At 73.6% G+C, this 13,445-nt stretch carries 9 protein-coding genes; 5 read left to right on the top strand and 4 right to left on the bottom strand.

The features are described from left to right. Window positions 1-22 precede the first annotated feature (22 nt). Entirely contained in the window at window positions 23-4,054 is a 4,032-nt protein-coding gene (locus E1283_RS18715) for a CHAT domain-containing protein (protein WP_132819227.1), read from the bottom strand. A 192-nt stretch (window positions 4,055-4,246) separates the two neighbouring features. On the opposite strand from E1283_RS18715, the gene E1283_RS18710 reads away from it, so the two are divergent. Both E1283_RS18710 and E1283_RS18705 read left to right on the top strand, forming a co-directional pair. Then, the gene (locus E1283_RS18710; protein ID WP_132819226.1) at window positions 4,247-5,353 is read left to right on the top strand and encodes a substrate-binding domain-containing protein; all 1,107 of its coding nucleotides are present in this window, start codon (window positions 4,247-4,249) and stop codon (window positions 5,351-5,353) included. A 154-nt stretch (window positions 5,354-5,507) separates the two neighbouring features. Then, on the top strand, window positions 5,508-6,515 hold the full coding sequence (locus E1283_RS18705) for a hydroxyacid dehydrogenase (RefSeq protein ID WP_132819225.1): 1,008 nt from the start codon (window positions 5,508-5,510) through the stop codon (window positions 6,513-6,515). A gap of 102 nt (window positions 6,516-6,617) precedes the next feature. On the opposite strand, the gene E1283_RS18700 is transcribed toward E1283_RS18705, so the two are convergent. Further along, on the bottom strand, window positions 6,618-7,439 hold the full coding sequence (locus E1283_RS18700; RefSeq protein ID WP_132819224.1) for an SDR family NAD(P)-dependent oxidoreductase: 822 nt from the start codon (window positions 7,437-7,439) through the stop codon (window positions 6,618-6,620). A 148-nt stretch (window positions 7,440-7,587) separates the two neighbouring features. Between E1283_RS18700 and E1283_RS18695 the strand changes: the two genes are divergently transcribed. Then, entirely contained in the window at window positions 7,588-8,187 is a 600-nt protein-coding gene (locus tag E1283_RS18695) for a TetR/AcrR family transcriptional regulator (protein ID WP_132819223.1), read from the top strand. A gap of 37 nt (window positions 8,188-8,224) precedes the next feature. Here E1283_RS18695 and E1283_RS18690 read toward each other — a convergent pair whose 3' ends face one another. Further along, entirely contained in the window at window positions 8,225-9,121 is an 897-nt protein-coding gene (locus E1283_RS18690) for a helix-turn-helix transcriptional regulator (protein ID WP_132819222.1), read from the bottom strand. Window positions 9,122-9,386: 265 nt separating this feature from the next. On the opposite strand from E1283_RS18690, the gene E1283_RS18685 reads away from it, so the two are divergent. Further along, window positions 9,387-10,367, top strand: a complete 981-nt coding sequence (locus tag E1283_RS18685) for an aldo/keto reductase (protein WP_132819221.1) — start codon at window positions 9,387-9,389, stop codon at window positions 10,365-10,367. 762 nt (window positions 10,368-11,129) lie between these two features. Continuing rightward, a complete protein-coding gene (locus E1283_RS40120; protein ID WP_132819220.1) occupies window positions 11,130-11,651 on the top strand; it encodes a hypothetical protein in 522 nt (173 codons plus the stop codon). A 591-nt stretch (window positions 11,652-12,242) separates the two neighbouring features. Here E1283_RS40120 and E1283_RS18675 read toward each other — a convergent pair. After that, window positions 12,243-13,280: a DnaB-like helicase N-terminal domain-containing protein gene (locus E1283_RS18675; RefSeq protein ID WP_132819219.1), complete on the bottom strand. Its 1,038-nt coding sequence runs from the start codon at window positions 13,278-13,280 to the stop codon at window positions 12,243-12,245. Window positions 13,281-13,445: the final 165 nt, after the last annotated feature.

The raw sequence follows: 13,445 nt of genomic DNA, 5'->3' as shown, positions 1-13,445 counted from the left end.
GGGTTCGGGAGGCGCAGGGTGTTCACGGGGTTCTCCAGTCGCCGACGAAGCAGAACGCGCCCCAGTCCCGGTAGGCGGGGAAGCGTTCCCGGGTGGCGAGTTGGGCCGCCCGGTAGGCGGCGCGGCGGTCGGGGGCGATGTCGAGCCGCGCGTACAGGGTGGCGAAGAAGTGGGTGGCCACGTCGGGGTGCACGGGCCAGAGGCAGCCGACGACGGCCGAGGCGCCGGCGGCGAGGAAGGCGGCGGGCAGACCCCTGAGGTTGTCGTTGATGTCGAACCGGCCGAGCGCCGAGTCGCAGGAGCTGAGGGTGACCAGTGCGACGCCGCGCAGGTCGGCGCGGAGCACGTCGTGCGCGAAGACCCGGCCCTCGCCGTCGGCGTCCGGGCTGAGCTGGAGGCACTGGTACCAGGGGGCCCACTCGTTGTGCCGGCCGTGCGCGGCGACGTGCAGGTAGCGGGCGCCGGGGAGTTCGGCGAGGAACCGGCGTGGGGTGGCGGCCGCGCCGGCGACGACGGTGCCGCCGAAGGGCGCGGCGATCCGTCGCGCCTGGTCGGCCAACCCGACCTCCTCCGGCCCGTGTTCGGCGGCGAAGGCGACCAGGCCACGGCCGGTGGGCCGGTCGTCCCCGGCGTCCGGCGGTGCCAGCGCCCCGAGGCTGGGCAGCTGGGTGACCGTCCAGTCGTCGGCGAGCGGCCGCCCGTCGGGGCTGAGCAGGTGGTACGGGAAGTAGTGCAGTGGGCCGTTGGGCCAGACGCAGAGGTGCCGCTTGCCCGCGGCCCGCCATTCGGGGAGCAGGCCGGCGAGGGGCGTCAGCAACTCCGTGGCGCCGTCGGCGAGGAGTCGGGCGCCGCGCCGGCCGACCGCGCGGAACAGCGGGTCGGTCACCACCTCCCGGCGCACCTCGCCGACCTGGAACGCGAGGGGGGAGAGCGCCAGTCGGCGGGTGCCCCTGGTGAGCCGCAGCAGCCCGCCGTCCAGGTTCTCGTGGCGCACCGAGCCGTGCCACAGGTCCTCGCGGGTGAGGGCCACGGCCTGGACGGCCATCCGGGGCCGCCCGTCGGCGGCGCCCCGCTGGTGGCCGAGGAACAGCGAGACCAGCACGGTGTCCGCGTCGATCCGGGCCTGGATCTCGTCGGGGAGGGCGGGCAGCGCGGCCCGGCCCCGGGTGGCGTGCAGCCGCGCGCTGATCCGACGATCGGCCGCGCGTTGCTGGTTGCGGGACTCGGCCTCCCGGTCGCCGCCCGGCTCGGCCTCGCCGAGGCCGACGTAGTACAGCCGTCCCGAGACGGGCCCGGGGAGTTCGGCCGCCGGCGGCGGGACGTCCGCCGGGACCTCGGCGCGCTGCCGGTCGAGCAGCGCGGCCAGCCGGGGCGACGGGTCGAGCGGGCCGGCCGCCGCCAGCACGGCGGTGAGGTCGAGGGCCTTGGCGACCTGGTGCAGGGTGAGCGCCACGGCGGGCGACGCGAACTCCCCGGAGACGGCGAGGAGTACCCGCTGCCACAGGTCGCGGAACCGCAGCGCGGCGGGCTCGTCGAGCCGGCCGGCCAGCAGGACCCCGGGCGGCACCAGCTCCACCGCGGCGACGGGTGCCTCCTCCGCCGGGCAGCGTTCGAGGCAGTGGGCGGCGGCGTCCAGGTCGGCCAGGGCCAGGTCGAGCTGGCCGCAGGCCGCGTCGGCCTCCGCCGCCCTGGCGTGCCACCGGGTGGCGGCCCGCGGGTCGGTGTCGTGGGCCCCGGCCGCCAGGCCGTGCGCGAGCCGGGCGTCGAGGTAGCTCAGCGGGAGGTGGGCCTCGGCGGCCCACTCGGGGGCGCGGCGCCGGGCCTCGGCCAGCAGTTCCCGGCCCAACGCGTCGGCCTCCCCCGCGCAGTGCGCGGCGAGGTGGACAAGGGCGGCGGCGCTCTCGGGCGCCGGCCACTGCTGGTCGTCGGCCAGCGAGCGCAGCCGCTCGGCCGCCTCGGGGAGCCGGCCCCGCATCGGGACGCAGGCGAGCCGGTTCCCGGGGAGGGCGTGCACGGCGCTGTCCCACATCCGGCGCAGCTGCGCCGGGTCGGTGGGGTGGGACGGCAACCGCTCGGCGAGCCGCAGCAGTTGGGCCGCCAGGTCGGGGCGGCGGGCCTCGTCGAGCAGTTGCAGGGTCTCGGTGCGGACGGCCTGGGCCTCGTGCGGGGGAAGTTCGTCCAGGCGGACGGGCAGCAGGTCGGCGACCCGGTCCGGCAGCGCCAGCTCGCCGAGCAGGGCGAGGCACCGCAGCAGGTAGAGGAAGCCGAGCGGGTCCCGGGCCGGGTCCAACAGGTCGAGGGCCTCGCGGACGGCGGCCCCGATCTCCCGGTCGTGGCCCGGGCCGCCCTCCCCGAGACCGGCGAGCATCGACAGGGCCTCCGCCAGCGCCTTGAGCGCCCGGCCGCGCGGGTGCCCGGTGGTCAGCCCGACGGCCTCCCGGTGGTGGCGCACCGCCGTTCCGGCCGCCGCCTCGGCGTCGGGCATGGCGTCCGGGTCCGGCTCGGGCCCGGGGGTGACGGCCCGCCGCTGCGTCTCGCGCCGCCGCCACAGCTCGTGGGCGCCCTCGAAGGAGAGCCCCGCCATCCGGCCGAGGTAGGGCGTGACGTGCAGCAGCCCGGCGGCGAACAGCGTCTCGCCGAGCTCGGCGACGGCGTCGGGCCCGGGGGCGGCGCGGAGCGTGGCGATCTGCCGGTCGACCACCTCGCGGGCCCGGCGGAACACGGCGCCGTCCGGCCGGTCCGTCAGGCTGAGCCTGGCCGCCTCGACGTAGAGGTCGGCGGCCCACCACCAGATTCCGCCCGGGTCGGTGCCCCAGCGCGGCTCGGCCACGGCCATGGCCAGCGCGAGGGCCGGCAGCAGGTCGTGCGGGGGGCGGGTCGGGATCTGGTGGGCGGCGAACTCCAGCACGCCGGCGAGAGCGGCCGGCCCCGGCGCGCGCGCCGGTTCCGCCAGCCGTTCGGCGGCCGCGGCGAGCGTGACGACCCGGCCGCCGACCCGGGCGGCCAGCTCGACGAACTCGGCCGCCTGCCGCCGCGCCTCGGGGTCCGGAGGGCCGCCGGACGGTGCCTCGGCGAGGCTGGGTGAGGGCGGCGCGTGCTCGGGCTCGGGCTCGGGCTCGGGCTCGGCGGCCAGGGCGGCGCGCACCGTGTGTCGCACCAACCGCCCCGTGGCGCGGGCCAGGTTGGCCCGGTGCGCCTCGCTGCCGGGGGCCCGGTCGGCGGCCCGCCGCAGCCAGCGCACGGCCTCGCGCAGCTCGGCCCCGGCGTCCCCGGCGTCCTGGGCGGCCTCGGCGCGGCGGGCGTGCGCGATGCCGATGCCCGCCTGGGCCTCGGCCCGCGCGGGGTCGCCCTCGGCGGCCAGGTCGAGCGCGCGCCGGTGGGCGGCCTCGGCGGCGGCCAGGTCGGCGGGGTCTCCCGCGAGGTCGAGGCGGCGCTCCAGGGCGGCGGCGTAGGTGAGCCACCGGCGGGCGCTCGGGCCCGGTCCCTCGGCGAGCGCGCCGAGCAACCGCACCGCCTCCGTGGCGTCCGCCAGCCGCTCGGCCCCGGCCCGTTCGGCGGACGCGGCGAGGCGGCCGAGCGCGAGGCCGAGCACCGTGTCCCGGTAGGGCTCGCGGCCCGGGACGTCGGCACGGCGCACGACGTCGACGGCGGCGGCCAGGTCCGCGACGGCCGCGCCGCCTCGTTCCTCGTCCTGCCGTACCAGGTCGGCGAGCCGGTCCAGCGGGTCGGCGAGCGGGTCGAAGCCGGTCAGCGCGGTCAGCCGGGGCCAGAGCGGGCGGGGCGCCGACCAGGGGTCGGCCATGAAGCGGAGCCCGACGAGCTCCAGCAGCGCCCGGAACGCCGGCTCGTGGCGCTCGGGATCCGCCTCGGCCCGGACCCGGTGCGCCTCGATCAGCACCCACACGGCGTCCGGGCCGTTCGGGCCGTTCGGGCCCGCCGCGCTCAGCCGCTCGACGGCGGCCTGGGCGGCGTCGTCCAACAGCCCTGCCGGATCGCCCGTCTCGTGATGCTCCCGGAGCCGCGTGACGAGCTCCGCCAACGGGTCGTCCCCCATCGGCTCCCCTTTCCCCGTCCCCGGCAGCCTAGTTGAGGCGGGTGCCGGGGCGCGGGGGTGCCGCGGCGACGGCGGGCCGGCGTCGTGGCACTGGTGGTCGGTGGTCGATCACCTCGGTCCTGTCCGGGCGGTCTTCGAGGATCAGCCCGGACAGGACCTAAGATGTGCGGACCTGTTCGGGGGGAGATGGCCATGGCGGAGATGCTGGTCGCGCAGCGACACGAGCTGCTGCTCAGAGAGTTGGAAGCCGCGGGCGGGCTGAAGGTGTCCGAGCTCGTGAACCGGCTCGGCGTCTCCGGCGCCACCATCCGGCGCGACCTGGCCGACCTGGAGGCCGACGGCCGGGTGACGCGGGTGCGGGGCGGCGCCATGCTGGCGGTGCCACCCGCCGTCTCCGGGGCCGCCGGCGCGACCGCGACGCGCCCCTCCGCCACCCCCGTCGCGCCGTCCCGGGCGCTCGGGCTGCTGGTCCCCTCGGCCACCTACTACTACCCGCGCGTCGTCGCCGGCGTCCAGGCGGCGGCCGCCGCGCGCGGCGCCCGGATCGTCATCGGCCTCAGCGACTACGCGCGGCCCGACGACCTGACGCAGATCGACGAGCTGCGCGCCGCCGGCGCCGCCGGCCTGCTGGTCACCTCGGCCGGCGGCCCCCTGGTCCCGCAGGCGACGCTCGACCGGCTCCGGGACAGCGGGTTGCCGTTCGTGCTGCTCGAGCGGCAGCCGCAGGACCGCTACGGCGCCTACGAGTTCGTGGCGTCCGACCACCGGCAGGGCGCGGCCGCCGCGGTGCGGCACCTGGCGGAGCTCGGGCACGAGCGGGTCGCGCTGTTCACCAACGGCAGCCCGACCGCGGGGCACATCCGCGAGGGGCACGCGGCCGCCGTCGAGCAGCTCGGGCTGGACGCGTCGGCCCCGGTCGTCGACAGCGGCCAGCCGTCGCCCGGCGCGGCGGAGGCCGCCGAGTGCTACGACCGGTTCGTGGCGACCTGCCTGGAGGGCGGCGCCCGGGCGGCGCTCGTCCACTCCGACCACGACGCGATCGAGCTGATGCGGCGGATGCGCTCACGCGGGCTGCGGACCCCCGAGGACCTGGCGCTGATCGCCTACGACGACGAGATCGCCGCGCTGGCCGACGTGCCGTTGACGGCGGTGGCCCCGGCCAAGCACGAGCTCGGGGAGCTGGCGGCCCGGCTGCTGCTCGACCGGCTCGACGCGGCGGAGCCGCCGGCCGTCCGGCAGGTCGTCCTCCAGCCCCGGCTGATCGTGCGGGCCTCCTGCGGCGCCGCGTCCGGCGGCTGAACCCGCCTCCCCCGCACCGGAACCGGTCCACCCGCCGCCCGAACCGCCAACGCGCGAGCGATCGTTGCGCGTCCTGGATGAAGATTGCTAATCATGAGCGGTATGGCGCATTCTATTGGCCGGTGAGCCAGCCGACCGAAGGTGTTTCCCCGCGATGCCCATGCGCCCCACTGCCCTGTTCGCCGTCGACGACCGCAACCTCCCCCTGCTGTTCCCGCCGGACGTGCTCGCCCGCCTGACGGAGCTGGTCGACATCGATCCCACGATCACCGTCACGGACTTCGCCGCCCCCGCCCTCGCCGGGCGGCTGGCCGAGGTGGAGTTCCTCGTCACCGGCTGGGGCTGCCCGCCGATCACCCCCGACGTCCTCGACGCCCTGCCGCGGTTGCGCGCGATCCTGCACACCGCCGGCACGGTGAAGAAGCTGCTCTCCCCGGCCGTCTGGGAGCGCGGGATCACGGTCTCCACGGCGGCGGACGCCAACGCGTTGCCGGTCGCCGAGTACACGCTGGGCATGATCCTGCTGTGCGGCAAGGACGTCTTCGCCCTCCGTGACGCGTACCGCGAGACCGGGGCCCCGCCGCGCGGCCTGGTGGTCAGGGACTTCGGGAACGCCGGCCCACGGGTCGGGATCATCGGCGCCTCCCGGATCGGCCGCCGGGTGATCGAACTGCTGCGGCCCTTCGACCACCGGGTGCTGCTCCACGACCCCTACGTGGACGAGGACGAGGCGCGGGCACTCGGCGTGCGCGCCGTGTCCCTGGAGGAGTTGCTGACCAGCTGCGCGATCGTCTCCGTGCACGCCCCGGCCACCCCGGAGACCCGGCATCTGCTGGACGCCGAGCGGCTGGCGCTGATGCCGGACGGCGCCGTGCTGATCAACACCGCCCGTGGCAGCCTGGTGGACACCGAGGCACTGGTGAAGGAGCTGACGACGGGCCGGCTGCGGGCCGTGCTCGACGTCACGGAACCGGAACCGCTGCCCGCCGACTCGCCGTTGCTCCGGCTGCCGAACGTGTTCGTGACGCCGCACGTGGCGGGCTCGCTCGGCAACGAGCTGCGGCGCCTCGGGCTCAGCATGGTCGACGAGATCGAGCGGCTGCTCGACGGGAGCCCGCCGCGCCACCGGGTCGTGCTCGGGGAGCTCGACCGCACCGCCTGACCCCGCGCCCGACCCGGCGCCCGACCCCGCGCCCGGTGGCGCCGCCCGAAGCCGACGCCTCCTGATCGTCCGCGCCCGCGAGGCGGGCCGGCTCACCGCCCGTCAGCCGGCCGCCTTGCGGCTGAGGTGCTCCCACGCCTGGTAGAGCTCGGTCGTGGCACGGTCCATCTGCCGCACCAGATCGTAGGAACGGCTGCCGACGATGAGGCGGAGCGGCGGGTCGGGCAGGCCCACCAGCTCCATGACGACCGGCGCGGCCGTGCTGGCGTCGGGCCCGGCGTCGTCGCCCCAGAACCCGGCCAGCCTGGCCCGCAACGGGTCGTAGACCGGGTCGGGTTCGGTCGCCGTGGTGCCCACGGTGAAGAGACCGGTGTCGTAGCCCCCCATCTGCACGATGGTGAGCCTGACGCCGAACGGCTCGATCTCCATGGCCACCGCCTCGCTGAGCGAGTCGAGCGCCGCCTTGCCCGCCCCGTAGGCGCCGACCGAGGCCATCCCGCCCGAGGTGCCCATCGAGGTGACCTGCAGGAGATGGCCGGAGCCCTGCGCCCGCAGGTACGGGATGACGGCCTGGGTGACCCACACCGCGCCGAAGAAGTTGACGTCGAGATGCGCGCGGAGCTGCTCCTCCGTGGTCTCCTCCAGCATCCCGAGCAGCAGGCCGCCCGCGTTGTTGACGACGACGTCCAAGCGGCCGAAGGCCGCCGCCGCCTGCTCCACGGCGGCCAGCACCGCGGCGCGGTCGGAGACGTCGAGGCGCAGGGACACGAGACGGCCGGGGTGTGCGTCGGCCAGCTCCGCCAGGGGGGCGACGTCACGCGCCGCACCCACGACACGGTCGCCGGCGGCCAGCGCGGCCTCGGCGAACGCCCTGCCCAGACCACGGGAAGCACCCGTGATGAACCACACTCGGGAACTCGTCATGGGCTCCCACCTCCTCGCACCTCGTGAACCACGGAAACCAGCACGAGACGGAACGGACCGTCTCGCTTCATGACCCCAGTTTCACACCAGGAGGCCCCCTCCTGTCAAGACGAGACGTTCCGTCTCGGTCATGGGTTAGGCTGGCCCCATGTCGACAGGCACCGGCACCCCCGACCCCACCCGCCGTAGCGAGCGCTCGCGGCAGGCGATCCTCCAGGCCACCCGCGAGCTGGTCTCCGAGGTCGGCTACGCGAAGCTCTCGATCGAGGGCATCGCGGCGCGGGCCGGCGTCGGGAAGCAGACCATCTACCGGTGGTGGCGGTCCAAGGGGGCGGTGGTCTTCGACGCGTTCCTGACGCTGAGCCAGGGCGCGGAGGGGATCGCGCTCCCGGACACCGGCGACATCGAGGCCGACCTCAGGACCGTGCTGCGCGCGACCGTCGCCGAGTTCGCGGATCCCGCCTTCGAGGGGCCGATCAGGGCGCTCACCCTGGAGATCTCCGCGGATCCCGAACTGGCCGCCCAGTACCAGGAGAAGCTCGCGGCGCCGGTCGAGGAGGCCAAGCGGGAGCGGCTGCGCGCCGCGCAGCGCGCCGGGCAGGTCGCGGCCGACGCCGACCTGGACCTGGCGCTCGAACTGCTCTACGCCCCGCTCTTCCAGCGGTGGCTGTTCCGCTCCGGCCCGCTCACCCCCGAGTACGCCGACGCGCTCGTCGAGCACACCCTCAGGGCACTGCGGCCCGACTGACCCGCCGACTGACCCGCCGTCTGCCCCGTCTGCCCCGTCAGCCCTGCCGCTCCGCCGACCGCTCGGCGGACGGCCGCGGCGCCGTCAGGTCGAGGAGCAGCATGGCGTCGTGGTCGGGGGTCTCCGGCTCCGCGACGTACACGCCGAGCCGCTGCCCCGGGGTGCCCTCCAGGTCCATCCCCTGGTAGCTCAGCCTGATGGTGCCCACGGTGGGGTGGTGGAAGACCTTGTGCCCGAAGGGCCGGCCCCGCACGTCGTAGCGCTCCCACAGGCTCGCGAAGTCGGGGCTCTTCAGGAGCAGTTCGCCGACCAGATGGGCCAGGTCGGGGGCGTCGGGGTCGGTGCCGGCGAGCGCGCGCAGGCTGCCGACGCAGAACCGGATCTGGTTCTCCCAGTCGTCGAAGACGTCGCGCGCCGCCGGGTGGAGGAAGAGGTAGCGGGCCAGGTTGCGCTGCTTGACCGGCCACTCCTCGATGCCGGCGTAGAGCGCCAGGCCTCCGGGGTTGGTGGCGAGCAGGTCCATGGCGCGGCTGGCGACGTACGCCGGGTTCGGGCGCAGCGTCTCCAGCAGCAGCTTCAGGTGCGGGCGCACCGTACGGCTCGGCGGCGCCGGCAGCTCGGGGGCGTACCGGGCGGCACGGGCCGCCAGGTTCCGCAGATGGCCGTGCTCGTCCTCGTCCAGCCGCAGCGCGCGGGCCAGCGCGTCGACCACGCTGGGGCTCGGCCGGGTCTCCTTGCCCCGCTCCAGCCGGACGTAGTAGTCGATGCTGATCCCGGCCAGGGTGGCGAGCTCCTCGCGGCGCAGCCCTGGGGTGCGGCGGAGGCCGGGCCCGAGGGTGAGGCCGACCTCCTGCGGGCTCACCTGGGTGCGCCGGGCCCGGAGAAAGCGCCCCAGTTCGGTCCCGCCACCGTTGCGTTGCTGGTCAGGTGCCATACCTCCAGAGTCATACCGCGCTGACCTGGAAGGAAGCCGACTGGGGGGCCCTGTCACACCCCCCTCACCCGGTTCACCCGTACAGCACGGCCTGCCGCCGCCCCGGCCGGCGCGGCAGAGTGGGCGGCCCCCCTGTGGGCACGCGCCGGGAGCGCCCGCTACGCCGGGTGGCGCACCGGCGCGCGCGTCGCCACCCCCACCGCGCCATCGTGAGAGACGGCCACCCACCCACTCCCCACCTCCGATTCCCCAAGGAAGAAGAACCATGGAGTACACCCGACTGGGAGCGTCAGGTCTCAGGGTCAGCCGCATCGCCCTGGGCTGCATGAGCTTCGGCACCCCGAGGGAGATCACCCCCTGGACGCTCGGTGACGAGGCCGCGGAGCCGATCTTCCGGCAGGCCCTCGACCTCGGCATCACGTTCTGGGACACCGCCAACATCTACGGCCGCGGCACCTCGGAGGAGATCGTCGGGCGGGCCCTGCGGAAGTACACCCGGCGCGACGACATCGTGCTGGCGACGAAGCTGTTCATGCCGATGGGCGAGGGACCCGGCGGCTCCGGGCTGTCCCGCAGGGCGGTCATGGAGCAGGTCGACGCCTCGCTGCGGCGCCTGGACACCGACTACATCGACCTCTACCAGATCCACCGCTTCGACCCGGAGACCCCGGTGGAGGAGACGATGGAGGCGCTGCACGACGTGGTGAAGGCCGGCAAGGTCCGCTACCTCGGCGCCTCCTCCATGTGGGCCTGGCGGTTCGCCACCATGCAGTACGTGGCGGACGCCAACGGCTGGACCCGGTTCGTCTCGATGCAGGACCAGTACAACCTGGTGCAGCGGGAGGAGGAGCGCGAGATGTTCGGGCTGCTGGCCGACCAGGGCGTGGGCTCCATCCCGTGGAGCCCCCTCGCCGGCGGCCTGGTCACCCGCCCCTGGGGCGACCGCAGCACCAGCCGCGGCCAGGCCAACCCCACCACCGACCAGCAGGGCCGGCCGCTCTTCCTCGACAGCGACAAGGCGACCGTCGACGCCGTCCAACGGATCGCCGAGGCGCGCGGGGTGTCGATGGCGCAGGTCGCGATGGCCTGGGTGCTGCGCAACCCGGTCGTCGACTCCCCCATCGTGGGCGCCACCAAGGCCCACCACCTCGCCGACGCCGCCGCGGCCCTCGACATCGAACTCACCGACGACGAGGCCACAGCCCTGGAGGAGCACTACACCCCGCGCGAACCCACCTACTTCTGACGCGCCCTTCGGGGTCTACCTGTTGACGGCGTAGCCGCACTGCTCGGGCCAGGCGGGCCGGTCGCCGAGCTCGGCGGCGGCGCGGTGGGCCCAGTAGGGCTCGCGCAGCAGCTGCCGGCCGAGCGTTGCCCCTGACCTGCGGCTTCGCCTCTTTTAGTCACTGTCTCAGCCTTCCTGCCTTGTACAGCGAAAAGTCCCGAGGGTGTCCCTCCGACAGAGTGGAAAGTCCCTGAAAAGTCCCTGGCGTATCCCTCATCTCCAGCCGCTGACCAGCACCGGATCCGCGCCTCCCGGCGCGCGAACACCACCGGTTGACCTCGCTGGTATCGCCGCACGAAGGAGCTACGCAACACCGTTCTACGCCGGGGGAACCACTGCCGGGGCTCCCCAGCCATCCGCGACCGCCTCTGGCCTCACATCTGCGTAACAGCTGAGCGGGAAGTCACCCTTCTCCACGGCTGCCTCCCAGTCCGCATCTCCCAGGGCGCAACCTGACCCGGCTCCCGGGCCGACGAAGACGACGGCGTCGACACCGGCCTCGCCATGGCCCATGGCCTACCTGGCGCCTCTTCTCCGACCGCACCAGAGCCACCCACGCCCGGGTCGAGGCGCTGCTGGCCACCGGTCACAGCCGATGCCCGATCGGGTGGCCGGTCGCCTCCCTCACCACTATCGGCCGAAGCGAGCAGCTGCTGCCCAACGCTAGTCGTCACCTGCGACGCTCACTGCTTCCTTTTCGCTCGGCCAGACCTGGTGGCAACCTTGTCCGTGCTGATGAACGAGGAAGATCCACCGGAGCGCCGCTCGAACACCCCGATGCGGGCTCCTTTTCTTATTCTTGAGGCGATCGGATTCGTGGCCTTCGGCTGGGTGGGGGCTGGGTCAGTGGCCATCGCACTTCCCCGAGCAGCTGAAGTGGCCGCCGCTCAGGTAGCCGTGCTGGAAGTCGAGTTCGTGGGCCCCATCCTGGAGATGGAACCGCGCCGGCTCTCCAGGCCGGATCGTGCTCCGGGCCAGAGCAAGGGCTCTCCCGAGAGCGGCCACGTCGACTGGGGCAGTGCGTCCCGGGGACATCAGGCTCTGGCTGACGAATCGCCGATACAACCGGTCAGCTCCCGGTTGAAGGTCAAGCGCGGCCCGTGCGTGACGCATCCGGTCCTTGGTAATCTCGCCACGCTCTTCTTTGTCATGACAGCCTGTGCGGCGAATGCGATCCCTGCACAATGGCAGAGCGTTCCACGGATCGTGAAACGCAATCTCGGCCAGCTGCGCCCGGACAGCTGAGGCGGGAATGGACTCGATGGCCCGCAGAGTCTCCGGCCAGTTCACGATGTGGGCCACTTCCAGGGGCAACACGAATGTGCCGCAGATGGCGCACTCCGGGCTGAGTGAGCGAAGCAGCCGGTCCGTCTCGGGCGGCATCGAAGGCCTCTTACTCTTCCGAACTTCCCACTCCCGCTGCTGCCGAGCCACCTTCGCCTGCCAAGCGGCTCTCGGCCCGAATCGCAAACGGACCGACGACCCCGGGAATTGCTTCTGCAGGTCGGCGACTAGGAGTTGCCCTTGACGAATCACGTTGATAGTGAGCGTTGGAAGAACCTCGACACAGGGCCTGTTCTCATCCCACCAGCCCGAGACGTCCCGGGGTGCGGTCAAGTCCAGGCTTTCGATGTTCGCGTTTTCCCCAGCCGCTTCCTCAACGGCCGTGACAGCGTACAGCGTCAGCTCACGGTGCTCGTCAGTGCTCACCATGGTCGCCAAGTCTACGGTCCGCCGCTGATACGAAAGCTAGGCCAGGCACAGTGGGTGGGAGGAAGCCCGTGAGTCGCGTTGGAGAGGGCTCTGATTGGGCCCGGCACGGCGGTGGCCGGGCCTTCAGGTTCTACTCATCAGCACATCGCCATCGGGGCAGGATCTTGCCGATGGCGGTCTGTGTGACAGCCCCTTTTCCTGCCTCGCGCTTATGCCCGGGCCAGGGCGCGTGTGTTGGTCCCGGCGATTGGGCGCTCGCCAGCGCTGGTGGTGGTTGACCGGCTGGAGGGCAAGCTCGCTAGCAGCGAAGAGTTCTCCGGGGGCGAGCGAGAGGTCGGTGGTCAGCGCCTTGATGACGTGGGCTGCGTTGCTGGCTGCGCGTTGGAACGCGGCTTGGAGGAGTCGGTCGGCTCGCTGGTAGGGGTCGTCGGTGGTGGGGGTCGTGAGGTTGGTGACGTGGTCGATGGTGAGGTGATGGGCTGGGGCGCCTTGGTGGTGGGCTTCCCAGGCAAGGGTGAGGGGGTCGATGGGTTGGCCGCGGTGGTGGAGGGCGGCGAGGCTGCGGTAGAGAAGTTGGTGGCGGAGGTTGGTGAGGACGTCCGGGTGGAGGCGTCGGGTGATGTCGGGAATGTGCTGGGGGTGGCTGGCCAAGCTGGCGAGGAAACGGGCTTCGTCCTCCTGTTGTGTCGGTGGACTGGCGGCGGGCACTGATGGCGCGGGTAGGTGGTTGGGCCGGGGGCCGGTGGTGCCCCACCGTTGTGCGGCGTGCCGGAGGGCTTCGGCGAGGTCGTGGGTGGCAGCGAGGGTGTTGGTGGCGCCGAGGTTGCCGGCTGCTTCGACGCGGGCGGTGGTGGCCAGGTGGGCGGCGCGGCGGGCGAGGTTCCGGCGTAGGGAGGCTGCGAGTACCAGGCGTGCGTAGGCGGGCGCGTTGTCGGGGTTGGAGTGGCCGGCGGTCGGGATGACCGTGCTTTCCTGAGGTTTCTTTCCGGCTTGGGTTTGTGCGGTGAGGTGGCGGTAGTGCTCTTGGTGGGTTGCCTGGGCGAAGTCGTCTGGGCATAGGAGCTTGCTGACTTCGGACAGGTGCGCGGGGCAGGCGTGTAGCGCGGCGAGCAGGGCTTGCTCGGTGTGGAGTACCAGGTCGTGGTTCTGGTCGAGGTTCATGGCGTACCGGTCGTGATCGAGGCCATTCTTCGCCCCCGGGGACGCTCGCCTGCCGATGCCGCTGTCGCGTCTAGCGACGGTGTGCTTGACGGACCGCGGTGGTGGCGGCTTTGGCGATGGTGGGCGTGGCTTGGGTGGGGTCGGTGAGTTGGACAAGGGTGGTGC

The organism is Streptomyces hainanensis (assembly GCF_004348415.1).
Lineage (GTDB): Bacteria > Actinomycetota > Actinomycetes > Streptomycetales > Streptomycetaceae > Streptomyces > Streptomyces hainanensis.
This window is presented reverse-complemented; position numbering and strand designations above follow the sequence as displayed.

Coding starts and splice junctions, on each gene's coding strand:
- E1283_RS18715 (WP_132819227.1), bottom strand. CDS start 4,054: ATGGGGGACGACCCGTTGGCGGAGCTCGTCACGCGGCTCCGGGAGCAT.
- E1283_RS18695 (WP_132819223.1), top strand. CDS start 7,588: ATGTCGACAGGCACCGGCACCCCCGACCCCACCCGCCGTAGCGAGCGC.
- E1283_RS18685 (WP_132819221.1), top strand. CDS start 9,387: ATGGAGTACACCCGACTGGGAGCGTCAGGTCTCAGGGTCAGCCGCATC.
- E1283_RS18700 (WP_132819224.1), bottom strand. CDS start 7,439: ATGACGAGTTCCCGAGTGTGGTTCATCACGGGTGCTTCCCGTGGTCTG.
- E1283_RS18690 (WP_132819222.1), bottom strand. CDS start 9,121: ATGGCACCTGACCAGCAACGCAACGGTGGCGGGACCGAACTGGGGCGC.
- E1283_RS18710 (WP_132819226.1), top strand. CDS start 4,247: ATGGCGGAGATGCTGGTCGCGCAGCGACACGAGCTGCTGCTCAGAGAG.
- E1283_RS18705 (WP_132819225.1), top strand. CDS start 5,508: ATGCCCATGCGCCCCACTGCCCTGTTCGCCGTCGACGACCGCAACCTC.
- E1283_RS18675 (WP_132819219.1), bottom strand. CDS start 13,280: ATGAACCTCGACCAGAACCACGACCTGGTACTCCACACCGAGCAAGCC.